Raw genomic sequence first — 26,427 nt, 5'->3', positions numbered from 1 at the left:
TGATGTGCAGCGCTCTGCCCGGAGGAACAGGTGTGCGGTGCGCCCCGAGTGCTTCCGAGCGCCGCTCAGTGCTTCGCGGGCAGGAAGCCCACGCGCCCATAGGTCTGCGAAAGGGTCTCCGCGGCGACGGCACGCGCCTTCTCCGCGCCCTTGGCCAGGATCGAGTCGAGCGTCTCGGGGTCGTCCAGGTACTGCTGGGTACGGTCCCGGAACGGCGTCACGAAGTCGACGACGACCTCGGCGAGGTCCGTCTTGAGCGCGCCGTACAGCTTGCCCTCGTACCGCTGCTCCAGCTCGGCGATGCCGGTGCCGGTCAGCGTCGAGTAGATGCCGAGCAGGTTGCTGACGCCGGGCTTGTTCTCGGTGTCGTAGCGGACGACCGTGTCGGTGTCCGTGACCGCGCTCTTGACCTTCTTCGCGGTCGCCTTCGGGTCGTCGAGCAGGTTGATGAGGCCCTTCGGCGTGGACGCCGACTTGCTCATCTTGATCGACGGGTCCTGGAGGTCGTAGATCTTGCCCGTCTCCTTCAGGATGTGCGGCTTCGGGATCGTGAAGGTCTCGCCGAAGCGGCCGTTGAAGCGCTCCGCGAGGTCGCGGGTCAGCTCGATGTGCTGGCGCTGGTCCTCACCCACCGGGACCTCGTCGGCCTGGTACAGCAGGATGTCCGCGACCTGGAGGATCGGGTACGTGAACAGGCCCACGGAGGCGCGGTCGGCGCCCTGCCTGGCGGACTTGTCCTTGAACTGGGTCATCCGGCTCGCCTCGCCGAACCCGGTGAGACAGTTCATCACCCAGGCGAGCTGGGCGTGCTCGGGGACGTGGCTCTGGACGAACAGCGTGCAGCGGTCCGGGTCGAGACCGGCCGCGAGGAGCTGGGCGGCGGCCAGCCGCGTGTTCGCGCTGAGCTCCTTCGGGTCCTGCGGGACCGTGATCGCGTGCAGGTCGACGACCATGTAGAACGCGTCGTGGGTCTCCTGGAGGGCCACCCACTGGCGGACGGCGCCGAGGTAGTTGCCGAGGTGGAACGAGCCTGCGGTGGGCTGGATTCCGGAGAGCACGCGGGGTCGGTCTGAGGCCATGCTCATCATTGTCTCAGAGCGCGGAGACCGCCCGGAACGGGTCCCGGGCGGCCACGGGGCCGCCCGGGGTGCCGCCGGGGTCAGCCGAGGTCGATCTCCGGGTACAGCGGGAAGCCCGCGACCAGGTCGGTCGCCCGCCGGGAGATCTCGTCCGCGACCTTCGCGTCCAGGACGTGGGCGGCCTTCGAGGGGGCGCCCGACTTCGTCGTGCCCGGCTCCGTCGTGGTGAGGACCCGGTCCATCAGGGCGGCCACCTCGTCCATCTCGGCCGTCCCGAGACCCCTCGTCGTCAGCGCCGGCGTGCCGACGCGGATGCCGGAGGTGTACCAGGCGCCGTTCGGGTCGGCGGGGATCGCGTTGCGGTTGGTGACGATGCCCGAGTCGAGCAGCGCCGCCTCGGCCTGGCGGCCGGTGAGGCCGTAGGAGGAGGCGACGTCGATCAGGTTCAGGTGGTTGTCCGTGCCGCCGGTGACCAGGGTCGCGCCGCGCCGCGTCAGGCCCTCGGCGAGGGCGCGGGAGTTGTCGACGATGCGCTGGGCGTAGTCCTGGAAGGACGGCAGGCGGGCCTCCGCCAGGGCGACCGCCTTGGCGGCCATGACGTGCGGCAGCGGGCCGCCGAGGACCATCGGGCAGCCGCGGTCGACCTGGTCCTTGAGGGAGTCGTCGCACAGGACCATGCCGCCGCGCGGGCCGCGCAGGGACTTGTGGGTGGTGGTCGTCACGATCTGGGCGTGCGGGACCGGGTCGAAGTCGCCGGTCAGGACCTTGCCCGCGACCAGGCCGGCGAAGTGGGCCATGTCGACCATGAGGGTCGCGCCGACCTCGTCGGCGATCTCGCGCATGATCCGGAAGTTCACCAGCCGGGGGTACGCGGAGTAGCCCGCGACGATGATCAGCGGCTTGAAGTCGCGGGCCGAGGCACGCAGCGCCTCGTAGTCGATCAGGCCGGTGGCCGGGTCCGTGCCGTACGAACGCTGGTCGAACATCTTTCCGGAGATGTTCGGGCGGAAACCGTGGGTGAGGTGGCCGCCCGCGTCCAGGGACATGCCGAGCATGCGCTGGTTGCCGAAGGCCTGGCGCAGCTCGGCCCAGTCGGCCTCGGAGAGGTCGTTGACCTGGCGGACGCCGGTCTTCTGCAGGAAGGGGGCCTCCACACGGTCGGCGAGGACGGACCAGAAGGCGACGAGGTTGGCGTCGATGCCGGAGTGCGGCTGGACGTAGGCGTGACGGGCGCCGAAGAGCTCGCGGGCGTGCTCGGCGGCCAGCGCCTCGACGGTGTCGACGTTGCGGCAGCCGGCGTAGAAGCGGCGGCCGATGGTGCCCTCGGCGTACTTGTCGCTGAACCAGTTGCCCATCGCGAGGAGGGTGGCCGGGGAGGCGTAGTTCTCCGAGGCGATCAGCTTGAGCATCTCGCGCTGGTCGTGGACCTCCTGGCCGATGGCGTCGGCGACGCGCGGCTCGACGGCGCGGATCACGTCGAGTGCGGCACGGAAGGCGGTGGACTCGGTGGAGAGGGACTGCTGCTCGGACATGTCGTCGGCCTCCGGGGGCGTGGCGTGCGGTCACGGTTCTCGGTCTGGCCCAGGCGCACGGCACTCTTCGCTCACAGGCCGCTCCCCGATGGTCCGTCCCATCCCAGCGCGCCAGTCACGGCCCGCTCGCCAGCCTACCGGTCACGCCCGAATCCCAAGGTCCGGCGTCCACCATGCGAGCGACGTCGGACCCGCGCAGGAGCCCGCCTCCAGTGGATCCGGAGCGACCCCGGATGTGGATCCGGAGCGACCCCGGATCCGGCGGCCGGAGGAGCCGGGAGGCCGGGGGCGAGGGGCCGGGGGCCGTGGGCCGGGAAGCCGGGGGCGAGGGGGCCGCCGGGGGCGAGGGGCCGGGGGCCGTGGGGAGCTAGGGGCCGCCGGGAGGCCGGGAGGCCGGGAGGCCGGGAGGCCGGGAGGCCGGGAGGCCGGGAGGCCGGGAGGCCGGGAGGCCGGGAGGCCGGGAGGCCGGGAGGGTTAGAGGATCACGTGGGGTAGGAAGCGGGCGTACTCGTCCGTGACCGGGCCGCTGGACTCGCGGATGCCGAGACCGGCCGACTCGTCCTCCACCATCCACGCGCCGAGCACGACGTGGTTGCCGTCGAACGCGGGGAGGGGCGCCAACTCCTGGTAGCAGCGCGCCTCGTCGGAGTGCGGGGCGGGATCGCCGCCCGGTTCGTGCAGGGTGACGCCGGCGCCCTCGCGGCCCAGCAGCGGCTTGGCCGCGTAGCCGGTGGTGGTCGCCAGTTCGCGGGGGCCGTCGAGGTAGGCGGCGAGGAGGTTGGGGTGCCCCGGGTACAGCTCCCACAGGACGGCCAGCAGCGCCTTGTTGCTGAGGAGCATCTTCCAGGCGGGTTCGATCCACATCGTCGTGCCGGTGCCGCCGCCGTTGTCGAGGGTGTCGAGGACATGGCCGGCGAAGCGGTCGGTGGTCAGCCACTCCCAGGGATAGAGCTTGAAGCAGCTGCGGATGAAGCGGAGTCGGCGGTCGACGAAGCGGCCGGACAGCGAGTCCCAGCCGATCTCCTCCATGGAGATCCAGTCGGTGTCCAGGCCCGCCTGCTCGGCGGTCTCCTTGAGGTAGGCGACCGTCATGAGGTCCTCGCCCAGCTCGTCCTGCGAGGAGTGCGCGAAGTGGAGCGGGCTGCCGGGCGGCAGCAGGGGAGCCTGCTTCTTCCAGGCCGCGATCAGCCGTTCGTGGAGGGAGTTCCACTGGTCGGCGCCGGGGAATCGTTCCTCCATCCAGAACCACTGGGGGGAGGCCGCCTCCACGAGGGAGGTGGGGGTGTCGGCGTTGTACTCCAGGAGTTTCGCCGGGCCGGTGCCGTCGTAGCGGAGGTCGAAACGGCCGTAGAGGGACGGGAGTTCGGCGCGCCGGTGCCAGGCCTCGGCGACCGCAGCCGCGATCCGCGGGTCGGTGATGCCGAGGTCGGCGAGGCGGTCGGACTCGACGAGGTGGGCGGCGGCCGCCAGGCACATGGTGTGCAGTTCCTCGACGGTCTCCTCCAGCGCCTCGACCTCGTCGAGGGTGAAGACGTAGTACGCGCTCTCGTCCCAGTAGGGGCGCAGGCCCCCGTCGGGGTGGCGGGTGAGGGGGTAGACGAGGCCCTGGTCCTCGACGGTCCGCTGCCAGTCGGGGCGGGGTTCGATGCTGTGACGTCGCACGGTGCCGGTGTCCTGTTCAGCCGCTCGGGCGCTCAGCCGCCGGAGCTGCCCTTGCCGACGCCGCTGCCGCTGTCACCGTCACCGCCGAAGCCGTTCCGGTCGACCCCGCTGCCACCGCTGCTACTGCTGCCACCGCTGCTGCTGGTGCTGCTGGTGCTGCCGCTGCTGCCGGTGCCGCTCGAGCCGGTCGAGCCGGTCCCCTTGCCCGGCTCGGTGAAGGAGCCGCCGTCGACCCAGGAGCCCTTCTTGTCGCCGCCGTAGTACCAGGCGTCACCGGAGACCTTGCCGGCCGTACCGGTCTTGCCGGTCTTGGCGGAACCGGTGGACTTGCAGTTCTTGTCGGCGACGACCTTGTAGCCCTTGGTGAGGTTGTAGCTGTCGCGGTCGACGCAGCGCTTGTCGGGGTCGGAGGAGCAGGCGGACAGGGCCGCCGCGAGCACTCCCATGCCGCCGAGTACGACCGTGCCCGAGCGAAGTCTGCGACGCGCGTCCGCCATGTTCCGTCTCCCCGTTGCCGCATCGCCCCTACGACGATTTCCGGCCGTCAGCCTAGACACCGTGCCGAGAGCGGCCGAAGGCGGCCCGCTCACCAGCCGTTCCCCTACAGTCCTTTCGTGCTCTTCGGAATGGTGTGCGCCCTCGGCGCGGCGGTCTGCTTCGGTGCGGCCACGGTGTTGCAGGCGATGGCGGCGCGGGCGGCCGCCGGCGGGAGCGGAGGGGACGCGGCGCTGCTGCTGAGGGCGGTGCGGCAGTGGCGGTATCTGGCGGGACTCGGACTGGACGGGCTGGGGTTCGTGTTCCAGATCGTCGCGCTGCGCTCGGTGCCGATCTACGCCGTGGGGGCGGCCCTCGCCTCCAGCCTGGCGGTGACGGCGGTGGTCGCGGCACGGCTGCTGAAGGTACGGCTGAGCCGGACCGAGTGGGCCGCGGTGGGGGTGGTGTGCGCGGGACTGGCGATGCTGGGACTGGCGGCGGGTACCGAGGGCGAGGAGAGCGGGCCACCGGCGTTGCCGTGGGTGATGCTCGGCGCGGCGGGCGGGGTGCTGCTGCTGGGGCTGGCCGGGAGGCGGCTGCCCGGGCGCGGACGGGCGCTGGTGCTGGGCCTCGGGGCCGGTTTCGGGTTCGGCGTGGTCGAGGTGGCGGTGCGGTTGATCGACTCGATCGACCCCGCGGAGCTGCTCACCGACCCGGCGCTGTACGCGCTGCTGCTGGGTGGCGGTGCCGCGTTCCTGCTCCTGACGACGGCTCTTCAGCGCGGGTCGGTGACGACGGCCACGGCCGGGATGGTGATCGGGGAGACGATCGGGCCGGCGCTGGTGGGCGTGGTGTGGCTGGGCGACCGTACCCGGGAGGGGCTCGGCTGGCTGGCCGTGCTGGGTTTCGTGGTCGCCGTGGCGGGAGCGCTGGCGCTGGCCCGGTTCGGGGAGGCACCCGAAGCGACACCCACGGCGGAGCCGGCACCACAGCCCCCGGCCGGCCCACCGTCTCCGTGACGGGTCGGCCCACCGTCTGGGTGACGAGTCGGCCCACCGTCTACGCCACGGATCAGCCCATCGCCTCCGTCACCACGGGTTAACCCACCGCCTCCGTCACCACGGATCAACCCACCGCCTCCCTCACGGGTCAGGCCGCCGCCTCCGCCACAGTTCAGCCCACCACCTTCGTCACAGGTCAGCCCATCGCCTCCGTCACAGGTCAGGCCGCCGCCTCCGTGACGGGTCGGGGCATCGCCTCCGTGATGCCGTCCCAGAGCCGGATCCTCGCCTCCAGCGCGAGGGTGGCCGTCTCGACGGCCTCGCGCCATCGCGAGTCGTCCGTGCCGCACAGGTCGGCGACCATCTGCATGGCCATGGGGGTGTGCTCCTCGCCGTCGACCTCGATGTGGCGGGCCAGGTAGTCGCGGAAGAGCGGGAACCGGTCGGTGCCCTCCTTCTTGATCACCTGGTCGAACATGTCCGGGATGAGGTCCTCCCGGGAGAAGGCGAAGGCGGCGGCCCGGCAGTGCAGGGGCCGGTCGGCGATGATCCGGAAGGTCGTGCGCACGAACTCGGCGGCGGGGGCCGGGACCCGGGCGACCCGCAGCGCCGACGGCACGTCGTGGCCCTCGCCGATCAGCGCGAGGAAGGTGTCGATCCGGGTGGTGTCGGCGTCCGCCTCGGCCATGCCGGCGCGGTACAGCTCGAAGTGGCTGGTGAAGCCGCCGTTCAGCTCGTCGCTCTCCTCGACGAGGACGATGTCGTTGATGAGCCGTCGGCTCACCTCCGAGCCGCGCGGCACCCAGGGGACGTCGACGCAGGTGAGGTCGCGCTGGAGCGACTTGAGCAGGGACATGAAGTCCCACACCGCGAACACGTGGTGCGCCATGAACGTCGCCATGTGTTCCCGGCTGCTCATCCGCCGGTAAATCGGGTGGGCGGTCACTTCCTTTCGGACCGGCTCTATCGCCGAACGGGCCTGTTCGATTCCCTCGTCGGTCAGGTTCCAGTCGTACCTGGACATGTTCCTCCTTCGATCCGGGCATTCGATCGTGCACTTCTCGCGACTTACCGGCAAGCGCTTCCGAGAATTCCGGAAAGGTTACCGGCAGTATCGCTCGACAGAAGGACTCAAGACCGCCGAAAAGGCGATGAAAAGCCGCGTTCCGGACAGCGGAAGACAGTTGTAGAAGTTTGAAGAACCTGTGAACGCAAGCGCTCTCTCCCGCGTACTCGACGGTGTGACCAGTAATCCCGTCACCGTCACCGCCGCATATCGCGTGGTGCCGGGCCGTGAGGCCGACTTCCACTCCTGGGGGTGGGCCATGCTGGGCGCGAGCGCACGGCAACCCGGCTTCCTGGGAGGCGGTGTACTTGTCGATGGAGAGGCGGAGTGGCATGTGGTCTATCGCTTCGCCACCGAGGGCACGGCCCGGGCCTGGGAGGACTCGACCGCCCGGGTGGAGTGGGACGGCCGGGCGCTGGGCATCGCCCGGCAGACGGACCGCAGAAGCGTGCGGGGCTCCAAGGCCTGGTTCGACTCCCAGACCGCCGCACCGAAGGCGCCGGCCCCTCCGTCGAAATGGAAGCTATGGTTCGTGAATATGAGCGCGGTTTTCCCGCCCGTGCTCCTTTTCAATCTGATCGCGCTTCCCTATCTCGGTGGCCTTAATCCGTTCATTCGCACACTGCTGCTCTGCCTGTGCGTGACGGCCCTTGTCACCTGGATTCTCATGCCCCGCCTTCAGCGTTTCTTCAAGAAATGGCTGTATCCACCGCTCCAGGCACTTCGCGGACGGCACAAACGGCGGACCGCGTAGCACCCGAGAACGACCCCGAGGAGGTGGGCGGGTGAAGACCCTGCTCATCGACAATCACGACTCGTACACGTACAACCTGTTCCAGCTGATCGCCGAGGTCAATGGCGAGGATCCGGTGGTGATCCTCAATGACGCCCCCGCGGACGCCGTTCCCGATCTCGCGGCTTTCGACAACGTGGTGGTGTCGCCCGGACCCGGGCATCCGTCGAAAGCGCGTGATTTCGGCATCAGCGCGAGAGTGCTCGCCGAGTCCCCGTTGCCGGTGCTCGGGGTCTGCCTCGGCCATCAGGGCATCGCGCACGGCGAGGGCGGCAGGGTGGCGCCCGCCCCGGAGCCCCGGCACGGACATCTGTCGGCCGTCCGGCACGACGGACGGGACCTGTTCCAGGGGCTGCCGCAGAACTTCACCGCGGTCCGCTACCACTCGCTGTCCGTACGCGAGCCGCTGCCCGACTCCCTGGAGGCCACCGCCTGGGCCGAGGACGGCGTCCTGATGGGGCTGCGGCACCGCGAACGGCCCCTGTGGGGCGTGCAGTTCCACCCGGAGTCGGTGCTCACCGAGTACGGCCACCGGATGCTCGTGAACTTCCGGAACCTGACGGCCGAGCGGGCCCGCAAGCCACGGACGAAGAACACCGCGGTCACCCCGGCCGCGGCGGCGATGCCGAGTTCCAGGGTGACCGTCCCCCGCCCGCGCCGGGCCGACCGGCCCGCCCACCGGCTGCACACCCGCCGCATCGCCGAGGCGATCGACGCGGAGGCCGCCTTCACCCGGCTGTACGCCGACTCCCCACGGGCGTTCTGGCTGGACAGTTCCCGGGTCGAGCGGGGGCTCTCCCGCTTCTCGTTCTTCGGCGACGACAGCGGTCCGCTCGCCGAGTTCGTCCGGTACGACGTCGAGGCCGGCCGCTGCGAGATCGAGCGGGCGGGGCGGCCCACGCGCAAGGTCCGGGCGAGCGTCTTCGACTACCTCAAGCGGCAGCTGGCGAACCGCCGGGTCGACGCCACCGGGCTCCCCTTCGACTTCACCGGCGGCTACGTCGGCTACTTCGGCTACGAGACCAAGGCCGACTGCGGCTCCCCGAACCGGCATCGCTCCCCCACCCCGGACGCCTGCTGGCTGTTCGCCGACCGGCTGATCGCGGTGGACCACGAGAAGGGCTTCACCTACGCGGTCTGTCTGGCCGAGGACACCCCGCACGCCACCCGCGAGGCCGCCGACTGGCTCGAGACCACGCTGGCCCGGCTCACCTCGCTGCCCGCCGAGACGGACAGCCCGGCGGACCGAGCGGTCGGCGCGGTCGGTCCGGTGGGTGCGGCCCGTTCGGTCGGTGCCGTGACGGTGAGCGGGACGGGGCTCGGGAGCGGTGACGCGGGCGTCGGTGCGGTCGAGCCCTGGCTGGTGCGGGACCGGGCGACGTACCTCGCGGACATCGCGGCCTGCCGGCGCGAGCTCGCCGCGGGCACCAGCTACGAGATCTGCCTGACCGACGCCGCCGTGCTACCCGCTCCGGACGACGCCTACGGCCTCTACCGGGTGCTGCGCCGCGTCAACCCGGCGCCCTACGCGGCCTTCCTGAGGTTCGGCGACCTCGACGTGGTCGGCTCCTCGCCCGAACGGTTCCTGCGGATCACCCGGGACGGCGTCGCCGAGGCCAGACCCATCAAGGGGACCGCGCCGCGCGGTGCCGGTCCGCTGGAGGACGACCGGCTCAGGGACGCGCTGGCGGCGGACGCCAAGACCCGCGCCGAGAACCTGATGATCGTCGACCTGCTCCGCAACGATCTGGGGCGGGTCTGCCGTACCGGGACCGTGCGGGTCTCCCGGCTCATGGCCACCGAGACGTACGCCACCGTGCACCAGCTCGTCTCCACCGTCGAGGGCCGGCTGCGCGAGGACACCGACGCGGTGGACTGCGTACGTGCCTGCTTCCCCGGCGGGTCGATGACGGGGGCGCCCAAGCAGCGCACGCTGGAGATCATCGACGGCCTCGAGACCGAGGCGCGGGGCGTGTACGCGGGCGCCCTCGGCTATCTGGGGTGCAGCGGCGGCGCGGACCTCAACATCGTCATCCGCACGGCCGTCCTGGCCGACGGTCTGCTGCGGATGGGGGCCGGTGGGGCGATCGTCCTGGACTCCGATCCGGTCGCGGAGTGGGACGAGATGCTGCTGAAGACGGCCGCGCAGATGCGGGCCCTGCGGGAGCACGGCGCGGCGCCGACCCGGGCGCCCGGGGAGCGGGAGCCGGAGCCGGCCGAGGCACGGGCGGGCGCGGGCCGCTCCGGGGGCATGTCCCCCGAACCCGGCCGGTCCACCGCGAAGGGGGCCACCCGATGACCACGTCACAGCCCGCGACGGCGACGCAAGCCCCGGCCGGGCCACGGACTTCCGACGACCTCGGTGTCCCCGCGAGCCGGGGAGCCGGACCCGGTGCCGGTGCCGCTGCCGGACCCGGTGCCGATGTGGGTGTCGGGGCAGGCGCCGGACCCGGGGCACGCGCCGGAGTCGGCAACCTCGCCGCGGATCTCGCCTCGCTCGCCGAGCGGCGTGGGTGGGGTGGGCGGGCCGCGTTCCATCAGGGGCACCGGGTGTGGACCCACGGTGAGGTGCACGAGCTGGGGGCACGGGCGGCCGGGGTGCTCGCGGAACACGGGGTGCGGGCCGGGGACCGGGTGCTGCTGGCGCTGCCCGACGGGATGGCGTGGGTCGCGGCCTTCCTCGGCGTCGCCCGGCTCGGGGCCGTGGCCGTCCTGGTCAATCCCGAACTGCCCGCGTCCGAGCACGCGTTCATGGCCGAGGACGTCGACGCCGCGCTGTGCGTGACCGGGCCGGGGCTCGAGGACCGTTTCACGGACCGGGCGCGCCTCGGCGCCGACCAGTTCCTCGCGCTCGCCCCCGCCGCCGAGCCGGCCGCCGCCCACCCGGTGGACGCGCGGACGCCGTTGTACGTCCAGTACACCTCCGGCACCACGGGCCGCCCGAAGGGTGTCGTGCACACGCACGGCGACCCGGGGACGTACCACGACCTCATCGGCCGGCGGCTGCTCGGGATCACCGAGGAGGACGTCACCCTGTCGGTGTCGAAGCTGTACTTCGCGTACGGCTTCGGCAACGCCTTCGTCTTCCCGCTCTTCTCCGGCTCCAGCGCCGTCATGGTGGACCGGCGTCCGACACCCGCCGCCGTCGACGAACTCGTCGCCCGGCACCGGGTGAGCCTGCTCTACTCCGTGCCGTCGGCCTACGCGGCGCTGGTCGCCGACCGGGGCGGCGGCCACGCGGCCTGCTTCGCCTCGGTGCGCGCCGCGGTGTCGGCCGGCGAGGGCCTGCCGGAGGGTCTTGGCGGACAGATCACCGAACTGCTCGGCGCGCCGGTGCTGGAGCAGATCGGTTCGACCGAGGCCGGTCACGCCTTCTGCGCCAACAGTCTCGGCCATGACTCTCCGGGCACCGTCGGGCGTCCCGTGCCGGGGTTCGAGGTGGAGTTGCGCGACCGTGCCGGACGGCCCGTGCCGGACGGTACGGAAGGGGAGCTGTGGGTGCGCGGGCCGACGGTGACGCCGGGGTACCTGAACCGGCCCGAGGAGACGCGGCGCACGCTGGTCGGCGGCTGGCTGGCCACCCACGACCGGGCGCGCCGCGAACCGGACGGCGCCTACCGCCACCTCGGACGCACCGACGACATGGAGATGGTCGGCGGGATCACCGTCTCCCCGCTGGAGGTGGAGGCCGTTCTGCGCACCCACCCGGCGGTCCGCGAGATCGCGGTCGCCGCCGTCCCGGACGGCCGGGGCCGCACCCGCCTGCGCGCCTTCGTCGTCCCCACAGGTCCTACCGGCCCCACAGGTCCTGCCCGTCCCACAGGTCCTGCCCGTCCCACAGGTCCTGCCGGTCCCGCAGATCTGGTTCGGCTGGAGGCCGACCTCGTCGCGCTCGCGCGGGAGCGGCTCGCCGCGTTCAAGGTGCCGCGGAGCGTCAGCTTCGTCGCGTCGCTGCCCCGGACGTCCACCGGAAAGCTCCGCCGCCACCTGGTGCGCCAGGGGGCGTGGTGACCGGGTCCGGGTCCCTGTCCGTGTCTGAGAGGAACAGCCACATGTCGCAGCAACCCCTGCTCGCCGACCGCGGGTTCTACCTGGGCCCGTTGTTCCGGCGGGCGGCCGACCGGCACGGGGCCGTCTTCGTCACCCTGGACCGGCCGCTGGACACCCACCCCGCCCTCGGGGTCGATCTCGACTACAGGGTCCTGGCCGACGTGGTCGAGGAGCTGTCGGGACGGCTGTGGGCGGCCGGGGTGCGGCCCTCGGAGCAGGTGGTCGTACACAAGTCGGACAACGTCGACATCGTGCTGCTGACCTGCGCGGTCTCCCGTATCGGCGCGGTCCCCGTGCTCCTCTCCCCCGGTCTGGCCGGCCCGGTCGTCGGCCAGCTGCTCGAACGGCTGCGGCAGCCCTGGCTGATCACCGACCGGGCCAAGCTGGCCGGACCGCTGAAGGAGGCCGGCCTCGCCCCGCGGGTGCGCCGGATCCTCTCCGTGGACGACGCGCCCGGCGCCGAGCCCCTGGCGAAGTACGCCGGCGCCGAGCCGCCCGCTCCCGTACGGCTGCACCCCCGTGAGCCGGCGCTGATCACGCACAGCTCGGGCACCACCGGCGTCCCCAAGCTGGCCGTGCACTGCCCGAACACCATGTGGAACCGGCTGGTGCCGCAGAAGGCGATGGGCTGGCCCACCCGGGGCGAGACCGCGGCGCTGCACATGTCGTTCGTGCACTCGCGCTTCTACCATCTGCTCGGCGTCCTGCTGCACTTCGGCAGCCCGCTCGTGCTGATCACCGACCCGGACCCGGCGAGCGTGGGACCGCTGCTGGCCCGGCACCGCCCCGGCATCGTCGAGACCCACCCCAACACCTTCGTGCTGTGGGAGGAGCTGGCCGACGCGCCCGGTGCTCCGCTGTCCCGGGTGAAGTCGTACGGCTCCACGTTCGACGCGATCCATCCGCGCACGGTACGGCGGCTGCTGAGCGCCTCGCGCCGGCGTGCGCCGTGGCTGATCCAGCTGTACGGGCAGAGCGAGACCGGGCCCGTCGCGTTCCGGTGGTTCACCCGGCGCAGCGTGGAGCGGGCGGACGGGCGGCGGGTGGGGATCGGGATCCCGGGCTTCACCCGGGTCCGGGTCACGGACCCCGACGGCAGGCCGGCCGCCCCCGGCACCCCCGGCCGGATCGAGGCCCGCACCAGGGGCCGCATCCTCGCCTACCTCGGCGCGCCGGCGCTGTACGAGCGCCAACTCGACGGCGGCTGGTGGCAGATGGGTGACATGGGATACATGACCCGCCTGGGCGCGCTGCATCTGATCGACCGGGAGGTGGACCGGATCGACGCCGTGCACAGCAATCTGGCGGTCGAGGACGCGCTGATGGAGCGGCTGGAGGAGCTCCGTGAGGTCGTCATCGTGGCCGGCCCGGACCGTGAGCCGGTGCCGGTGGTGTGCGTGCGGGGCGAGCGGCCCCTCGATCCGGAGCGCTGGCGGGAGGCGACCGCCGATCTGCCCGCGATGGCCGAGCCGCGCCAGTGGCGGTTCGAGGAGCTGCCGATGACGGCGACCTGGAAGGTGAAGCGGGCGGAGATCACGCGGATGCTGACGCAGCCGGCGCAGACACGAGAGAGCGTGCGCGCGTGAACCCCGTGGTCGTGGTGGGCGCGGGTCCGGTCGGTCTGTCGGCCGCGCTCGCCCTGCGCGCGCACGGGCTGCCGGTCGTGCTCCTGGAGGCGGACCCCGTCGGCCGTGAACGGCCGGGCAGCCGGGCCCTGTTCGTGCACCGGGAGACCCTGCGGCTGCTCGACGCGATGTCCCCGGGCCTGGCCGCCGAGATCACGGCGTACGGCCGGACCTGGCACACCCGGCGCACCCTCTACCGGGGCCGCGAGGTGTACGCGCGCACCTTCCCGCCCCCGTCCGGGCTGCCGCCGTTCACGAGCCTGCGTCAGCTGGACACCGAGCGCTTCCTGCGCGCCGCGTGCGAGCGGGCGGGGGTGGACCTCGTCTGGGCGGCGCGGATCACGGACGTCCGCGCGTCCGGGTCGGGTGTCGCGCTCGTCGGCGAGGACGGACGGGAGTGGAGCGCCGGGTACGTCGTCGCCGCCGACGGCGCCCGCTCGGCCGTCCGGGGCGCGCTGGGCATCCCCATGGAGGGCGTGCGCGGCGAGGGCTTCCATGTCGTCGTCGACGTGGCGGACGTGCCGGGAGCCGAGCTGCCGCTGGAGCGGGTCTTCCATTACGAGCATCCGGGCGTCGGGGGCCGCAGTGTGATGCGGGTGCCGTTCACCGGCGGCTTCCAGGTGGACCTGCAGTGCCGCGACGACGACTCGGAGGAGGCGTACGGCACCGAGGACGCCGTGCGGGAGTGGCTGCCCGGGGTGGTGGGCGACGGGTACGCGGAGCGGATCCTGTGGGTGTCGACGTACCGCTTCCTGCGCAAGGTCGCGGCCTCGTTCACGGACCCGCACGGGCGGGTGCTGCTCGTCGGCGAGGCCGCGCATCTGTTCCCGCCGTTCGGCGCGCGGGGCATGAACAGCGGGATCGCCGACGCGGCGGCGGCCGCGGCCGCCGTGGCCGCCGCGACGCCGGAGGCGGTGGCCGCGTTCGCGGACGTACGGCGGGCCGCGGGGCTGTTCAACAGCGAGGCGGCCGGAGTCGCCCTGGAGCATCTGCGGCCGCGGCGCCGGACGGTGCGGCTCAGGCAGCGCGCGGCGGCGGCCCTCGCGCCCGTGCTGCCCTCGTGCGGCTCATGGCTGGAGCACGCGCCGTACGGACCCCGGGGCGGGGCGCCGGCGGTGGCGGGCGGGAAGTACTGAGGAGGTCCGAGTGGGTGCACGACCGACCGTCGGTGAGGGGCTGTCGACGTGGACGCCCGGCCGTGGGCTGGCCGTCGCCGCGGAAGCCGTGCCGGACGCGCCGCTGCTGGTCGCGGACTCGTGGCTGGTCCGCGAGGGGCGGGTGCGCGGGTACGGCCGGCACCGGGAGCGGTTCCTGCGGGCCTGTGCGGAGTGCGGTGCGGAGCGCGGCGGCCCCGGGCCGCGCCGGCTGGTCGCGTTCTGGCAGGACGTGACCGCCGCGCTGCCGCGCACCGGTGACTGGTTTCCCCGGGTGGAACTCGTCGCCGGTTCGCTGGAGTTGAGGCTGCGGTTGCGGCACGCCCCGCCGCTCGGCACGGAGGTGCGGCTCTGGTCCGTGGGCCAGCCGGACCGGCGGACCGCGCCCCGCCGCAAGGGCCCGGACCTGGACGTCCTGGCCCGGGTGCGGGGGCGGGCGGTCGACGAGGGCGCTCAGGAGGGGGTGCTGGTCGGCCCGTCGGGGGTGGTGCTGGAGTCGGCCACCGCGAGCGTGCTGTGGTGGGAGGAGGACACCCTGTGTCTGCCGCCGCCCCGGCTGCCCGTCCTGCCCGGAGTGACCGTCGGGCTCGTCCGGGAGCGGGCCGTGCGGTCCGGGATCGCCGTCGCCCACCGCGAGCGGACCCTCACCGAGCTGGACGGCCGGGAGGTGTGGACGGTGAACGCGCTGCACGGGCTGCGACCGGTGACGGGCTGGATCGGTGAGCCGATGACGGCCGGGCCCGCGGTACGGGCGCCGGAATGGCGGGAATGGCTGGAGGGATTGCCGGAGCCGCTTCCGGATGAATAGAGCACAGGAAAGGACACAAAAAAAGACGGGCATCGGCGAATACCGCCGATGCCCGTGTTCCGCGTTGTTCGGAATTACTTTCCGGCCGGCTGATAAGCCCCCGGAACCATCCGTGTCGCAATGGCGATCCGGTTGTACGCGTTGATGACCGTGGCCGCCCAGATCAGTGCCGCCACCTGTGCCTCGTCGAAGACCTCCGCGGCCTCGGCGTACACCGCGTCCGGCACCTGCCCGTCGTGCACCAGGGTCACCGCCTCGGTCAACGCCAGCGCGGCGCGCTCCCGTTGGCTGAAGAAGGGGGTCTCCCGCCAGGCGTTCAGGGCGTAGATCCGTTGCTCGGCCTCGCCCTGGGCGCGGGCGTCCTTGGTGTGCATGTCGAGGCAGAACGCGCATCCGTTGAGCTGTGAGGCACGGATCCTGACCAGTTCCAGGATCTCGGGTTCGACCTTGGCGTCCTGGGCGGCGGAAACGGCGGCGCCGTGCAGGGATCCCATCGCGGCGGAAACATGGGGGGTTGTCTTCTTGAGCGCCACCCGGGACACGGAATTATTGTTCGTCATGGGGAGACTGTATCCGGGAATTCTATCCGGGAAAAGGAATTCCGGAGCCGTTCTCGCCGAAAGGAAGGGCCGCGCACAACGCGTCCAGCGCTCCGGACCAGGCGTGCTCCGGCGGGGTGCCGTAGCCGACGACCAGGGCGTCGAGGGGCTCGGTGACCGCGTCGGGATGGCGGTAGCGGGGGGTGAGGCCGTCGACCGCCAGGCCCTGGTAGGCCGCCGCCCGCACCACCGCCTCCTCCGTGCCGGGCGGGAGCCGCAGGACGGCGTGCAGGCCCGCCGCGATGCCGGTGACCCGGATCGCGGGGGCGTGCGCGGTGAGCGCCGCGACCAGCGCGTCACGGCGACGGCGGTAGCGGGTGCGCGCCGCCCGGACATGACGGTCGTACGCGCCCGACGTGATGAACTCCGCGAGGGTCAGCTGGTCCAGGACCCCGGAGGTGTCCACCCCGCCCTTGGCCGCGACGACCTCCTCCGCGACGGCCGGCGGCAGCGCCATCCAGCCCAGGCGCAGGCCGGGGGCCAGCGACTTGCTCGCGGTGCCCAGGTACACCACGTGGTCGGGGTCCAGCCCCTGGAGGGCGCCGACGGGCTGGCGGTCGTAGCGGAACTCGCCGTCGTAGTCGTCCTCCAGGACCAGCCCGCCGGTGTGCCGCGCCCAGTCCACGACGGCCGCCCGCCGGTCGTGGTGCAGGGGCACGCCCATCGGGAACTGGTGGGCGGGGGTGAGCAGGACCGCGCCCGTGCCCGTCAACCGGCCGGTGTCCGTGCCCCGTCCGTCGACGGGCAGCGGTGTCGTGGCCAGCCCCGCCGCCGCCAGGAGCCTCCAGTGTTCGTCCAGGCCGTACGCGTCGACGGCGATCGTGCGCACCCCGCGTCCCCGCAGCACGGTGGTGAGCAGCCTCAGTCCGTGCGCGAACCCGGCGCACACCACGATGCGTTCGGGGTCGGCGCGCACTCCGCGGGCGCGGGAGAGGTAGCCGGCGAGGGCGGTGCGCAGTTCGACCCGGCCGCGGGGATCGCCGTAGCCGAGGGCCTCGGAGGGGGCGGCGGTGAGGGCGCGGCGGGCCGCCCTGAGCCACTCGGCGCGCGGGAAGGTCCCGAGGTCGGGAGTGCCGGGGCGCAGGTCGTACGCGGGCCGACGGCGCTCGGGGCGAGGATGCTCCCCCGCGCCCGTCGGCGGGACGGCACGGCCCTCGGCCACCCGCGTGCCCGAGCCCTGGCGGGCGGTGAGCCAGCCCTCGGCGACGAGGTCGGCGTAGGCGTCGGCGACCGTGTTGCGGGCGATGCCCAGGTCGACGGCGAGGGAGCGCGAGGAGGGGAGCCGGGTGCCGGAGGGCAGCCGGCCGCTGCGGACGGCCTCGCGCAGGGCGTCGGTCAGCCCCCGGCGCAGGTGCGGTCCGGTGGGTTCCAGATGCAGGTCGACGCCGAAAGTGGCCCAGGATCTCGCCATGGAAATGGACCATACTCCTGGGCTGCCCCGCTCCTAGGGTCGAGGACATGACGACGCACGCAGACATCACGACCACCGACGAACAGGTTCCGTACGCCCCCGAGCACACCCCCCGGCTGAACTGGTCCGCGCACGCGCCCGAGGTGTTCAAGGCGATGCTCAGGCTGGACGCCGCCGCCCGTAAGGGCCTCGACCCGAAGCTGGTCGAGCTGGTGAAGGTCCGCGCCTCGCAGATCAACCGCTGCGCGCTCTGCGTCGACATGCACAGCAAGGACGCGCTCGCGGCGGGCGAGAGCGTCGAGCGGATCATCCAGCTCAGCGCGTGGGAGGAGTCGGAGCACTTCTACACCGGGCGGGAGCTCGCGGCGCTGGCCCTCACGGAGGCGGTGACCGTCCTCACGGACGGCTTCGTGCCGGACGAGGTGTACGAGCGGGCCGCGAAGCACTTCGAGGAGGCCGAGCTGGCGCAGCTGATCGCCGCGATCACGGTGATCAACGCGTGGAACCGGTTCGGCGTGACCTGCCGGCTGGTGCCGGGGCACTACCGGCCGGGGCAGCACGCATGAGCCGGACGAATCTCCTCGACCGTGAGGTCGGCCGGGCCATGTCCACGCTCAGCGCGGCCGCGAAGCGGGGTCTCGGCGACCCCGCGCTCGCCGAGCTGGTGGTGATCCGCGCCTCGCAGCTCAACCACTGCGCGTTCTGCCTCGACATGCACCTCACGATCGCCCGCGAGCACGGGGTGGGCGAGAAGCAGCTCGGTCTGCTGAGCGCGTGGGAGGAGGCGGGGGACGTCTACGACGAGCGGGAGCGGGCCGCGCTGGCGCTCACCGAGGCGGTGACCGTGCTGACGGAGGGGTTCGTGCCCGACGCCGTGTACGAGCGGGCGGCCAGGCACTTCGACGCCCCGCGGCTCGCCCATCTCGTCGCGCTGATCACCGCCATCAACAGCTGGAACCGGGTGATGGTCGCCCGCCGTGTCCCACCGGGGGGTTACACGCCATGAGCGAGGTGGACGTCATGAGCAAGGCGGACGCGTTCCGCCGGCTGCACCACGGCCGGCCGCCGGGCGACCCGCTCGTCCTGCCCGGCCCCTGGGACGCGGCCAGCGCCCGGGTGTTCGCCGAGGCCGGGTTCCCGGCGCTCGCGACGCCCAGCGCGGGCGTCGCCGCCTCGCTCGGGTACGCGGACGGGCGGACCCCGGCCGACGAGATGTTCGCGGCGGTCGCCCGGATCGTACGGTCGGTGGACGTGCCGGTGTCGGCGGACGTCGAGGACGGGTACGGGCTGGCGCCGGGGGAACTGGTGGAGCGGCTGCTGGAGACCGGCGCCGTCGGCTGCAACCTGGAGGACTCGGTCGACGGTGTCCTCAAGGACCCGCGCGAGCACGCCGAGTGGCTCGCCGAGGTACGGCGGGCGGCGGGCGGCCGGCTCTTCGTCAACGCGCGCGTCGACACCTTCGCGCACGGCGACGGCGACCCCGCAGGGGCCGTCGAGCGGGCGGCGGCGTACGTCGCCGCGGGCGCCGACTGCGTCTATCCGATCGGCGCCCCGGCGGCCGTCCTGCCGCTGCTGCGGTCGGGGATCCCGGGCCCGCTCAACGCGGGCGGCCGGGTGGACGGCGAGGGCCCCTCGCCCGCCGGACTCGGCGAACTCGGGGCCACCCGCGTCACGTTCGGACCAGGACTCCAGCGGCGGACGGCCGCCGCCCTGCGGGAGATCAGCGCGGAACTGGTGCGGGGCGTCGTGTCCTAGGCCGGACGCGGCCCGGCGGCGCTCAGGACAGCCACGCCTTCCACGTCGACTCGTGGCTGTCCACCCACTTCTTCGCGGCCGCCTCCGGAGTGAGCTTCTGGTCGGCGATCATCAGGGACACCTCGTTCTGGTCCTCCGTCGTCCACTTGAACTTCTTCAGGAAGGCGGCCGCCTTGCCGCCGTCCTTCGAGAAGTCCGCGTTGAGGTACTTCTGGAGCGGGGTGCGCGGGTAGCCGCAGGCCACCTTGTCCGGCTCCGCGTCGCAGCCCTCCTTGTAGGCGGGCAGCTTCACCTCGGTCATCGGGACCTTCTCGAAGAGCCACTGCGGGGCGTACCAGTAGGTGAGGAAGGGCTTCTTCTCCTTGGCGAACTGCCTCATCTGGGTGATCTGGGCGGCCTCGGAACCGGCGAAGACGACCTGGTAGTCGAGCTTCAGGTTCTGCACCAAAGCCTTGTCGTTGGTGACGTAGGACGGGGAGCCGTCCATCAGCTGGCCCTTGCCGCCGCTCTCGGCGGTGCGGAACTGCGAGGCGTACTTGTTCAGGTTCTTCCAGTCGGTGACGTCCGGGTGCTCCTTGGCGAAGTACGTCGGGACGAACCAGCCGATGTGTCCGGTGACGCCGAGGTCGCCGCCGCGGGCGATCGTCTTCTTGTCGTCGACGTAGCGCTGCTCCTGGTCGGGGTGGCCCCAGTCCTCCATGATCGCGTCGACCCGGCCCTGGCTGAGCGCGTCCCAGGCGGGCACCTCGTCGACCTGCACGGTGTCGACGCGGTAGCCGAGCTTGTGTTCGAGCAGGTACTGGGCGACGGCCACGTTGGCCTGCGCGCCGACCCAGGACTGGACCGAGAGGGTCACGGTCCTGGCGCCCTGCGCGTTGGCGAACGGCGACGCCTGTCGTGTCATGTCGGCGGCGCCGCAGCCGGTGAGCAGCAGAAGCGCCGACGCCCCGGCGGTCACGGCGGTCGTACGCATCCGCAGATCACGAAGGCGCAGGTCACGAAAGCGCAGGTCACGAAGGCTCAGGTCACGAAGGCGTGGCTGGTGAACTCGCATGTCACGCTCCCTTCTTCACACGGCGGTCGGCCGGCTGGGTCACCCGGTCGAGCATCAGGCCGAGGCAGACGATCGCGGCGCCGGCCACCAGACCGGTCGCGAGGTCGCCCTGGGCGAGCCCGAACACGGCGTCGTAGCCGAGCGCGCCACCGCCGACCAGACCGCCGATGATGACGACGGCGAGGACGAGGACCACGCCCTGGTTCACGGCGAGCAGCAGCGCGGGCCGGGCGAGCGGGAGCTGGACCTGGCGCAGCTGCTGCGCGCCGGTCGCGCCGAGGGACCGGGCGGACTCCATCGCCGCCGGGTCGACCTGGCGCAGGCCCTGGGTGGTGATGCGGACGACGGCGGGCAGCGCGTAGACGACGGCCGCCGCGACGGCGGGGGCGCGGCCGACGCCGAACAGGGCGACGACCGGGATCAGGTACACGAACTGCGGCATCGTCTGGAACACGTCCAGGACCGGGCGCAGCAGCCGTTCGACGCGGTCGCTGCGGGCGGCGGCGATGCCGGTCGCGAAGCCGAGGACGAGGGTGACGGCGACGGCGGCCAGCACCTGGGAGAGAGTGTCCAGGGACGGTTCCCAGACGCCGAGCACGCCGGTCGCGGCCAGCGCGAGGACGGCCGTCAGCGCGGTGCGCCAGGTGCCGATCGGCCAGGCGATCGCGGCGACCAGCAGCAGCACGGCCCACCAGGGCAGGCCCTGGAGGCCGGCCCGGAGGGGGTCGAGGACCCAGGTGGTGAAGTGGCCGGCCCAGTCGGCGGTGCCGCCGATCACGGGCACCCCGGAGTAGAGGTGGTCGGTCATCCAGTCGACGGCGTCGTTGACCGTCGCGGCGATGCCCACCGTCCAGGTGCCGGGCCAGTCGAGCCGGCCCACCGCGCGCCCGGCGAGCGCCACGGCCACGGCGCCGGCGGCTGCGTAGGCCCAGCCGGCCCGGCCGCGGCCCGGTTCGCCGTCGCCGGCGCGACCTGCGGCGGCGGTGACGCGGTCCAGGACGACCGCGAGCAGCACGATGGGGATGCCGGCGGCGAGGGCCGCGCCCACGTCGACCGAGGCCAGCGCCTGGTAGACGCGGTCTCCGAGGCCGCCCGCGCCGATCACCGACGCGATGACGGCCATGCCGAGCGCCATCATGATCGTCTGGTTGAGGCCGAGGAGGAGTTCCTTGCGGGCCAGCGGGATCCTGGCGGTCAGCAGGCGTTGCCGGGCGGTCGCGCCCAGCGACTCGACCGCTTCCAGGACCTCCTTGTCGGCGCCGCGCAGTCCGAGCGCGGTGAGCCGGGCCATGGGCGGGGCGGCGTAGACGACGGTGGCCAGGACGGCCGCCGGGACGCCGATGCCGAAGACCAGCACGACCGGCAGCAGGTAGGCGAAGGCGGGCAGTACCTGCATGGTGTCGAGGACCGGCCGCAGGGCGCGGTCCAGGCGCTCGGAGAGACCGCCGGCCAGGCCGAGCACCACGCCCACGACGACCGACACGAGGACGGCGACGATCATGAGGGCCAGCGTCTGCATCGTCGGCACCCACATGCCGAGCAGGCCGCAGGCCAGGAACGCGGCCGCCGTGCCGAGCGCGAGCCGCACTCCGGCGACCCGCCAGGCGACCAGCGCGGCCGCCGCGGTGACCCCGGCCCAGCCCGCGCCGAGCAGCACCAGGTACACGGCCCGCACCGAGAGGACCACGCCGTTGCTGAGGTAGCCGAAGAAGTAGAGGAACAGCGGGTGGCTGTCGCGGTTGTCGATGATCCAGTCGCTGGCGCCGGTGAGCGGCTTGGTCAGGTCGACGGTGAGGGCCTGCGGCCAGGTGCCGCTGGACCACCGGGCGGCGGCCAGCGGGACGAGGACCGCGGCCACGAGCGCGAGCAGCGCGAGCTTGCGGACGGCCTGGTGTCCGAGGACGCCCGGGAGGGCGGTCCGGGGGGCGGGTGTGGTCAGCGTGGCCATCAGACCGCCTCCTTACGGGGCTCCGTTCCGACCGCGACGGATCCGGGCCCCCGTCCGGAGGGAAGGGAGGCGGGACCCGTGCCGGCCACCACGCCGAGCAGCCGCTCGTGGTCGACGACGCCCAGGCACCGGCCCGAGTCCATGACCCGTACCGGGCCGCCCGACCGGGCGACCGCCTCGATCGCCTGGGACACCGTGGCGTCCGGGGACACGGCCGGGCCGTCGCCCGCCTCCTCCAGGGACGCGGGCCGCATGGCCGTACGCACCGTGAGGACCTGCTCGCGCGGCACGTCCCGGACGAACTCGCGGACGTAGTCGTCGGCCGGGGAGCCCACGATCTCCTCGGGCGTGCCCAGCTGCACGACCTGCCCGTCGCGCATCAGGGCGATGCGGTCGCCCAGCTTCAGCGCCTCGCTGAGGTCGTGGGTGATGAAGACCATCGTGCGGCCCTCCTCGCGGTGCAGCCGGACGACCTCCTCCTGCATGTCGCGCCGGATGAGCGGGTCGAGGGCGCTGAACGGTTCGTCGAAGAGGAGCACCTCCGGGTCGACGGCGAGCGCGCGGGCCAGGCCGACACGCTGCCGCTGGCCGCCGGAGAGCTGGGCGGGCCTGCGCTGTTCCATGCCGTCCAGGCCGACCTTGTCGACGACCTCCTTGGCGCGGGCGCGTCGCTCGGAGCGGCCCATGCCCTGGATCTCCAGGCCGTAGGCGACGTTGTCGAGGACCGTGCGGTGCGGGAGGAGGCCGAAGTGCTGGAAGACCATCGCGGCGCGGTGCCGGCGCAGTTCGCGCAGCCGGGTGCGGTCCATCGCGCGGACGTCCTCGCCGTCGACGACGATGGTGCCGGCGGTCGGCTCGATCAGCCGGGTCAGACAGCGCACCAGGGTGGACTTGCCGGAGCCGGACAGGCCCATCACGACGAAGACCTCGCCCTTGCGCACGTCGAAGGAGACGTCCCGGACGGCGGCCGTGCAGCCGGTGCGGGAGCGCAGTTCGGCGGGCGGGAGGGCGGCGAGCTCCGGGTCGGCCGGGACGCGCTCGGACTTGGGTCCGAAGACCTTCCACAGGCCGTCGACCGAGAAGACGGGGGCGTCGGTGTCCGCGGTGGGCGGCTTACGGGTGGCGGGCATGATCGTCATCGCGCATCGTCTCCGATCAGGTCGACGGCTTTCTCGCCGACCATGAGCACCCCGATCATGGGGTTCACGGCGGTCATGGTGGGGAACACGGAGGCGTCCGCGATGCGGATGCCGTCCAGGCCCCGGATGCGCAACCGTGGGTCCACCACGGCCAGTTCGTCGTCCTCCGCGCCCATGCGGCAGGTTCCCGCCGGGTGGTAGACGGTGTGCGCGACCTTGCGGGCGTACTCGCTCAGTTCCTCGTCGCCGGTGATGTCCGGGCCCGGCGCCACCTCGCGCTTGAGCCAGCCGGCCAGCGGCTCGGTCCTGGCGATCTCGCGGGCGATCCTGATCCCGTCGACGAGGGTGCGGCCGTCGTGGTCGTCCTCGTCGGTGAAGTAGCGGAAGTCGAGGGCGGGCTTCACGGACGGGTCCGCGCTCTCCAGGTAGAGCCGGCCGCGGGACTTCGGCTTGGGGATGTTGGGGGTCATCGAGACGCCGTACGGGGGGCGTTCGTAGCCGAGGCGCTCCGGGTTGTCCGTGAAGGGGACCTGGTAGAAGTGGAACATCAGGTCGGGGCCCGGGTGTCCGGGGTCGCGGCGCACGAAGAGGCCGGCGTCGGAGTCCATCGCGGAGTTCTCCGGGAGCGGCCCGTGGGTCTCCCAGACGATCACCGACTCGGGGTGGTCGAGGAGGTTCTCGCCGACGCCGGGCAGGTCGAGCACGACGGGTATGCCGAGCGCGTCCAGGTCGGCCTTCGGGCCGATGCCGGAGTGCAGGAGGAGGCGGGGCGAGTCGACGGCGCCCGCGCACAGCACGACCTCTCGGCGGGCCCGCACGAGGATCTCCTCGCCGTCCTTCGTACGGACGTGCACGCCTTCCGCGCGCGTGCCGTCGAGTTCCAGCCGGTACGCCCAGCTCTCCAGCAGGATCGTCAGGTTGGGCCGCTCGTCCATCACCGGGTGCAGATAGGCCACCGAGGCGCTCGACCGCTTGTTGGTCTCCGGGTGGTAGGCGAGGTCGAAGAAGCCGACGCCGTCGTCGAAGGGCTTCTGGTTGAAGCTCTCGATCCGCGGCACTCCGGTCGCCTGCTGGGCGGCGTCGACGAAGTCGCGGGCGATGGCGTTCCGGTCCTTCTCGTCGACCGGGACGATGTTGTTCAGCAGGCGCGCGTAGTACGCCTCCATCGGGACCGCGCCCCAGCCCCGGGCGCCGGCCGCCTCCCATTCGTCGAAGTCGGACGGCAGCGGCTTGAAGGCGATGAGCGTGTTGTGGGAGGAGCATCCGCCGAGGACGCGGGCGCGGCTGTGCCGGATGTGGGAGTTGCCGCGCGGCTGCTCGGTGGTCGGGTAGTCGTAGTCGAGTTCGCCACCGAGCAGGCCCATCCAGCGGCGCAGGGTGAGGACGTCGTCGCGGCCTACGTCGCTGGGGCCGCCCTCGATGACGGCGACGGTGGTGTCGGGGTTCTCGGTCAGCCGGGAGGCGATGACGGAACCGGCGGTTCCGCCTCCGATGACGACATAGTCGTAGACAGGTGCGTTCTCTGGCATGGGGGGTACTCCAGGGGCGTGCGAAGTCTTCCGGGGCAGGCCGGGGCGGGCTGAGGACGGGGAGCGGGGCCGGGTGCGGGGAGCGGGCCGGGGGCGGGGAGCGGGCCGGGGCGGGCGGGTGTCAGCCGGCGAACCAGCGGACCGGGCGCGGCGCGAGGTTCTGGTAGACGTGCTTGGCCTCGCGGTACTCGGCGAGCCCGGCGGGGCCGAGTTCGCGGCCCACCCCGCTCTTGCCGAAGCCGCCCCACTCCGCCTGCGGCAGATAGGGGTGGAAGTCGTTGATCCAGACGGTGCCGTGCCGCAGCCGGCCGGCGACCCTGCGCGCCCGGCCCGCGTCGGCGGTCCAGACGGCGCCGGCGAGGCCGTACTCGGTGTCGTTGGCGAGGGCGACGGCCTCGTCCTCGGTGCGGAAGGTCTCGACGGTGAGGACCGGCCCGAAGACCTCCTCCCGTACGACCTTCATCTCGCGGTGGCAGCGGTCGAGGACGGTGGGCTCGTAGAAGTAGCCGGACTCCGGCCGCTGCGGGGCGGGTTCCGGTCGCCGGCCGCCGGACCGCAGCACCGCGCCCTCCGCGAGCGCGGAGGCGACGTACGCCTCGGTCTTGGCGCGCTGCTGCTCGGAGACGAGCGGACCGCACTCGACGCCGTCCTCCGTGCCGCGCCCGAGCCGGATCTTCTCGGCCCTGCGGGCGAGTTCGGCGACGAAACGGTCCCGGACCGACTCCTCGACGATGAGCCGGGAGCCCGCCGAGCAGACCTGGCCGCTGTGGATGAAGGCGGCGTTGAGGGCCTGGTCGACGGCGGTGTCGAAGCCCTCCTCGGTGGCGCAGGAGTCGGCGAAGACCACGTTGGGGTTCTTGCCGCCGAGTTCCAGGGCGACCTTCTTGACGCTCGGGGCGGCCGCCTGCGCGACCTTCGTGCCGCTGACCAGGCCGCCGGTGAAGGAGACGAGGTCGACGTCGGGGTGCTCGGCGAGCCGGGCGCCGACCGTGTGCCCGGGCCCGGTGACGATGCCCGCGACCCCGGCGGGCAGCCCGGCCTCGAGGAGCAGGTCGATGAGCGCGATCGTCGACATCGGGGTGATCTCGCTCGGCTTGACGACGAAGGTGTTGCCCGCGGCGAGCGCCGGGGCGATCTTCCAACTGGCTTGCAGAAGCGGGTAGTTCCAGGGGGTGATCAGCGCACACACGCCGACCGGCTCGTGCACGACGACGCTGTGGATGTCGGGCGAGCCCGCGTCCACCACCCGGCCCGGGGCCTCGCTGGCGACGAGTCCGGCGAAGTAGCGGAAGGCGTCGGCGACGCAGTCGATGTCGACGCGCCCCTCCTCGAGCGTCTTGCCCGCGTCCCGGCTCTCCAGCAGACCGAGCCGTTCGCGATCGCGCACGAGAAGATCGGCGACGCGCTGCAGCAGGGCGGCGCGTTCGACGACGGGGGTGTGCGGCCAGCCGCCCTCGTCGAAAGCGGTGCGGGCGGCCGCGACCGCCAGGTCGGTGTCCTTCTCGTCGCCCTCCGCGACCACGGCGAAGACGCGGCCGTCCGCGGGGTCGAGGATCTCGCGGGTCGCACCGGAGACGGCTTCCAGCCACTCTCCGCCCGCGTGGATCGTCCGGTGGTCTCGCTTTTCCGGCTGTTCCGTCCTGTCGGCCATGATCGGTGTCGCCTTCCGTTCCTGTTCAGTCCCCCTGCGTCACCTGTGGGTATGTCTCGGCGACGGCGTCCACATGCCCCCTCCCCTCCATTGCATG

At 72.7% G+C, this 26,427-nt stretch carries 22 protein-coding genes and 1 riboswitch; of the genes, 10 read left to right on the top strand and 12 right to left on the bottom strand.

What is annotated here, in order from left to right; genetic code table 11:
- Positions 1–65: 65 nt before the first annotated feature.
- The 4 genes from trpS to ABT070_RS11570 all read right to left on the bottom strand — a co-directional run bounded on the left by trpS (position 66) and on the right by ABT070_RS11570 (position 4,770).
- A complete protein-coding gene (gene trpS, locus ABT070_RS11585) occupies positions 66–1,079 on the bottom strand; it encodes a tryptophan--tRNA ligase (RefSeq protein ID WP_351758044.1) in 1,014 nt (337 codons plus the stop codon).
- Positions 1,080–1,159: 80 nt separating this feature from the next.
- Positions 1,160–2,611 (bottom strand): glycine hydroxymethyltransferase, encoded by a 1,452-nt coding sequence (locus ABT070_RS11580; RefSeq protein WP_351758041.1) that lies wholly within the window; start codon positions 2,609–2,611, stop codon positions 1,160–1,162.
- A 40-nt stretch (positions 2,612–2,651) separates the two neighbouring features.
- A riboswitch (ZMP/ZTP riboswitch) is annotated at positions 2,652–2,740 on the bottom strand.
- A gap of 345 nt (positions 2,741–3,085) precedes the next feature.
- Positions 3,086–4,273: a glutathionylspermidine synthase family protein gene (locus ABT070_RS11575; protein WP_351758038.1), complete on the bottom strand. Its 1,188-nt coding sequence runs from the start codon at positions 4,271–4,273 to the stop codon at positions 3,086–3,088.
- A gap of 32 nt (positions 4,274–4,305) precedes the next feature.
- Positions 4,306–4,770 carry a hypothetical protein gene (locus tag ABT070_RS11570; protein ID WP_351758035.1) on the bottom strand — a complete coding sequence of 155 codons (465 nt, stop codon included), beginning with the start codon at positions 4,768–4,770 and terminating at the stop codon, positions 4,306–4,308.
- Positions 4,771–4,899: 129 nt separating this feature from the next.
- Here ABT070_RS11570 and ABT070_RS11565 point away from each other — a divergent pair, with 129 nt between their 5' ends.
- A complete protein-coding gene (locus ABT070_RS11565) occupies positions 4,900–5,766 on the top strand; it encodes a DMT family protein (RefSeq protein ID WP_351758545.1) in 867 nt (288 codons plus the stop codon).
- Positions 5,767–5,968: 202 nt separating this feature from the next.
- Here the strand turns inward: ABT070_RS11565 and ABT070_RS11560 are convergent, their stop codons facing one another.
- On the bottom strand, positions 5,969–6,772 hold the full coding sequence (locus ABT070_RS11560; RefSeq protein WP_351758033.1) for a DUF3050 domain-containing protein: 804 nt from the start codon (positions 6,770–6,772) through the stop codon (positions 5,969–5,971).
- A gap of 217 nt (positions 6,773–6,989) precedes the next feature.
- On the opposite strand from ABT070_RS11560, the gene ABT070_RS11555 reads away from it, so the two are divergent.
- The 6 genes from ABT070_RS11555 to ABT070_RS11530 all read left to right on the top strand — a co-directional run bounded on the left by ABT070_RS11555 (position 6,990) and on the right by ABT070_RS11530 (position 15,244).
- Positions 6,990–7,568: a putative antibiotic biosynthesis monooxygenase gene (locus ABT070_RS11555; RefSeq protein WP_351758030.1), complete on the top strand. Its 579-nt coding sequence runs from the start codon at positions 6,990–6,992 to the stop codon at positions 7,566–7,568.
- A 31-nt stretch (positions 7,569–7,599) separates the two neighbouring features.
- A complete protein-coding gene (locus ABT070_RS11550; protein WP_351758027.1) occupies positions 7,600–9,906 on the top strand; it encodes a chorismate-binding protein in 2,307 nt (768 codons plus the stop codon).
- A gap of 125 nt (positions 9,907–10,031) precedes the next feature.
- Positions 10,032–11,618, top strand: coding sequence for an AMP-binding protein (locus ABT070_RS11545; RefSeq protein ID WP_351758025.1), 1,587 nt, complete (start codon positions 10,032–10,034; stop codon positions 11,616–11,618).
- 41 nt (positions 11,619–11,659) lie between these two features.
- Positions 11,660–13,243 carry a class I adenylate-forming enzyme family protein gene (locus tag ABT070_RS11540; protein WP_351758022.1) on the top strand — a complete coding sequence of 528 codons (1,584 nt, stop codon included), beginning with the start codon at positions 11,660–11,662 and terminating at the stop codon, positions 13,241–13,243.
- Positions 13,240–14,418, top strand: coding sequence for an FAD-dependent oxidoreductase (locus ABT070_RS11535; RefSeq protein ID WP_351758019.1), 1,179 nt, complete (start codon positions 13,240–13,242; stop codon positions 14,416–14,418). Before ABT070_RS11540 ends, ABT070_RS11535 begins: the two co-directional genes overlap by 4 nt.
- A gap of 10 nt (positions 14,419–14,428) precedes the next feature.
- On the top strand, positions 14,429–15,244 hold the full coding sequence (locus ABT070_RS11530) for an aminotransferase class IV (RefSeq protein WP_351758017.1): 816 nt from the start codon (positions 14,429–14,431) through the stop codon (positions 15,242–15,244).
- Positions 15,245–15,318: 74 nt separating this feature from the next.
- Here the strand turns inward: ABT070_RS11530 and ABT070_RS11525 are convergent, their stop codons facing one another.
- Together ABT070_RS11525 and pdxR are read right to left on the bottom strand one after the other, a co-directional pair.
- Complete coding sequence (locus ABT070_RS11525; protein WP_351758014.1) at positions 15,319–15,804, bottom strand: carboxymuconolactone decarboxylase family protein; 486 nt, start codon at positions 15,802–15,804, stop codon at positions 15,319–15,321.
- Between the two features lie 22 nt (positions 15,805–15,826).
- On the bottom strand, positions 15,827–17,254 hold the full coding sequence (pdxR, locus tag ABT070_RS11520) for a MocR-like pyridoxine biosynthesis transcription factor PdxR (RefSeq protein WP_351758012.1): 1,428 nt from the start codon (positions 17,252–17,254) through the stop codon (positions 15,827–15,829).
- A 47-nt stretch (positions 17,255–17,301) separates the two neighbouring features.
- Between pdxR and ABT070_RS11515 the strand changes: the two genes are divergently transcribed.
- Genes ABT070_RS11515 through ABT070_RS11505 form a run of 3 tightly spaced genes read left to right on the top strand, consistent with a single transcriptional unit; the run spans position 17,302 to position 19,009 of the window.
- Positions 17,302–17,820 (top strand): carboxymuconolactone decarboxylase family protein, encoded by a 519-nt coding sequence (locus ABT070_RS11515; RefSeq protein ID WP_351758009.1) that lies wholly within the window; start codon positions 17,302–17,304, stop codon positions 17,818–17,820.
- A complete protein-coding gene (locus ABT070_RS11510) occupies positions 17,817–18,260 on the top strand; it encodes a carboxymuconolactone decarboxylase family protein (RefSeq protein WP_351758006.1) in 444 nt (147 codons plus the stop codon). Before ABT070_RS11515 ends, ABT070_RS11510 begins: the two co-directional genes overlap by 4 nt.
- 14 nt (positions 18,261–18,274) lie before the next feature.
- Positions 18,275–19,009: an isocitrate lyase/PEP mutase family protein gene (locus tag ABT070_RS11505; RefSeq protein WP_351758543.1), complete on the top strand. Its 735-nt coding sequence runs from the start codon at positions 18,275–18,277 to the stop codon at positions 19,007–19,009.
- 22 nt (positions 19,010–19,031) lie between these two features.
- Here ABT070_RS11505 and ABT070_RS11500 read toward each other — a convergent pair whose 3' ends face one another.
- The 5 genes from ABT070_RS11500 to ABT070_RS11480 all read right to left on the bottom strand — a co-directional run bounded on the left by ABT070_RS11500 (position 19,032) and on the right by ABT070_RS11480 (position 26,330).
- Positions 19,032–19,988 (bottom strand): ABC transporter substrate-binding protein, encoded by a 957-nt coding sequence (locus ABT070_RS11500; RefSeq protein WP_351758540.1) that lies wholly within the window; start codon positions 19,986–19,988, stop codon positions 19,032–19,034.
- Between the two features lie 76 nt (positions 19,989–20,064).
- Positions 20,065–22,011, bottom strand: coding sequence for an ABC transporter permease (locus ABT070_RS11495; protein ID WP_351758004.1), 1,947 nt, complete (start codon positions 22,009–22,011; stop codon positions 20,065–20,067).
- Positions 22,011–23,141 (bottom strand): quaternary amine ABC transporter ATP-binding protein, encoded by a 1,131-nt coding sequence (locus ABT070_RS11490; RefSeq protein WP_451100982.1) that lies wholly within the window; start codon positions 23,139–23,141, stop codon positions 22,011–22,013. Before ABT070_RS11490 ends, ABT070_RS11495 begins: the two co-directional genes overlap by 1 nt.
- Positions 23,142–23,146: 5 nt before the next feature.
- Positions 23,147–24,679, bottom strand: a complete 1,533-nt coding sequence (locus tag ABT070_RS11485) for a GMC family oxidoreductase (RefSeq protein ID WP_351757998.1) — start codon at positions 24,677–24,679, stop codon at positions 23,147–23,149.
- 121 nt (positions 24,680–24,800) lie between these two features.
- Complete coding sequence (locus ABT070_RS11480) at positions 24,801–26,330, bottom strand: aldehyde dehydrogenase family protein (protein ID WP_351757996.1); 1,530 nt, start codon at positions 26,328–26,330, stop codon at positions 24,801–24,803.
- Positions 26,331–26,427: the final 97 nt, after the last annotated feature.

This window comes from Streptomyces sp. NPDC002884, assembly GCF_040295245.1.
Classification (GTDB): Bacteria; Actinomycetota; Actinomycetes; order Streptomycetales; family Streptomycetaceae; genus Streptomyces.
Note: the sequence above shows the minus strand (reverse complement) of the source record. Positions and strands in the feature narration are given on the sequence as shown.

What these genes read in the sequence shown, in the direction of transcription:
- ABT070_RS11570 (WP_351758035.1), bottom strand. Translation starts at nt 4,770, where the DNA reads ATGGCGGACGCGCGTCGCAGACTTCGCTCGGGCACGGTCGTACTCGGC.
- ABT070_RS11510 (WP_351758006.1), top strand. Translation starts at nt 17,817, where the DNA reads ATGAGCCGGACGAATCTCCTCGACCGTGAGGTCGGCCGGGCCATGTCC.
- ABT070_RS11525 (WP_351758014.1), bottom strand. Translation starts at nt 15,804, where the DNA reads ATGACGAACAATAATTCCGTGTCCCGGGTGGCGCTCAAGAAGACAACC.
- pdxR (WP_351758012.1), bottom strand. Translation starts at nt 17,254, where the DNA reads ATGGCGAGATCCTGGGCCACTTTCGGCGTCGACCTGCATCTGGAACCC.
- ABT070_RS11560 (WP_351758033.1), bottom strand. Translation starts at nt 6,772, where the DNA reads ATGTCCAGGTACGACTGGAACCTGACCGACGAGGGAATCGAACAGGCC.
- ABT070_RS11580 (WP_351758041.1), bottom strand. Translation starts at nt 2,611, where the DNA reads ATGTCCGAGCAGCAGTCCCTCTCCACCGAGTCCACCGCCTTCCGTGCC.
- trpS (WP_351758044.1), bottom strand. Translation starts at nt 1,079, where the DNA reads ATGGCCTCAGACCGACCCCGCGTGCTCTCCGGAATCCAGCCCACCGCA.
- ABT070_RS11490 (WP_451100982.1), bottom strand. Translation starts at nt 23,141, where the DNA reads ATGCCCGCCACCCGTAAGCCGCCCACCGCGGACACCGACGCCCCCGTC.
- ABT070_RS11515 (WP_351758009.1), top strand. Translation starts at nt 17,302, where the DNA reads ATGACGACGCACGCAGACATCACGACCACCGACGAACAGGTTCCGTAC.
- ABT070_RS11505 (WP_351758543.1), top strand. Translation starts at nt 18,275, where the DNA reads ATGAGCAAGGCGGACGCGTTCCGCCGGCTGCACCACGGCCGGCCGCCG.
- ABT070_RS11495 (WP_351758004.1), bottom strand. Translation starts at nt 22,011, where the DNA reads ATGGCCACGCTGACCACACCCGCCCCCCGGACCGCCCTCCCGGGCGTC.
- ABT070_RS11480 (WP_351757996.1), bottom strand. Translation starts at nt 26,330, where the DNA reads ATGGCCGACAGGACGGAACAGCCGGAAAAGCGAGACCACCGGACGATC.
- ABT070_RS11485 (WP_351757998.1), bottom strand. Translation starts at nt 24,679, where the DNA reads ATGCCAGAGAACGCACCTGTCTACGACTATGTCGTCATCGGAGGCGGA.
- ABT070_RS11540 (WP_351758022.1), top strand. Translation starts at nt 11,660, where the DNA reads ATGTCGCAGCAACCCCTGCTCGCCGACCGCGGGTTCTACCTGGGCCCG.
- ABT070_RS11565 (WP_351758545.1), top strand. Translation starts at nt 4,900, where the DNA reads ATGGTGTGCGCCCTCGGCGCGGCGGTCTGCTTCGGTGCGGCCACGGTG.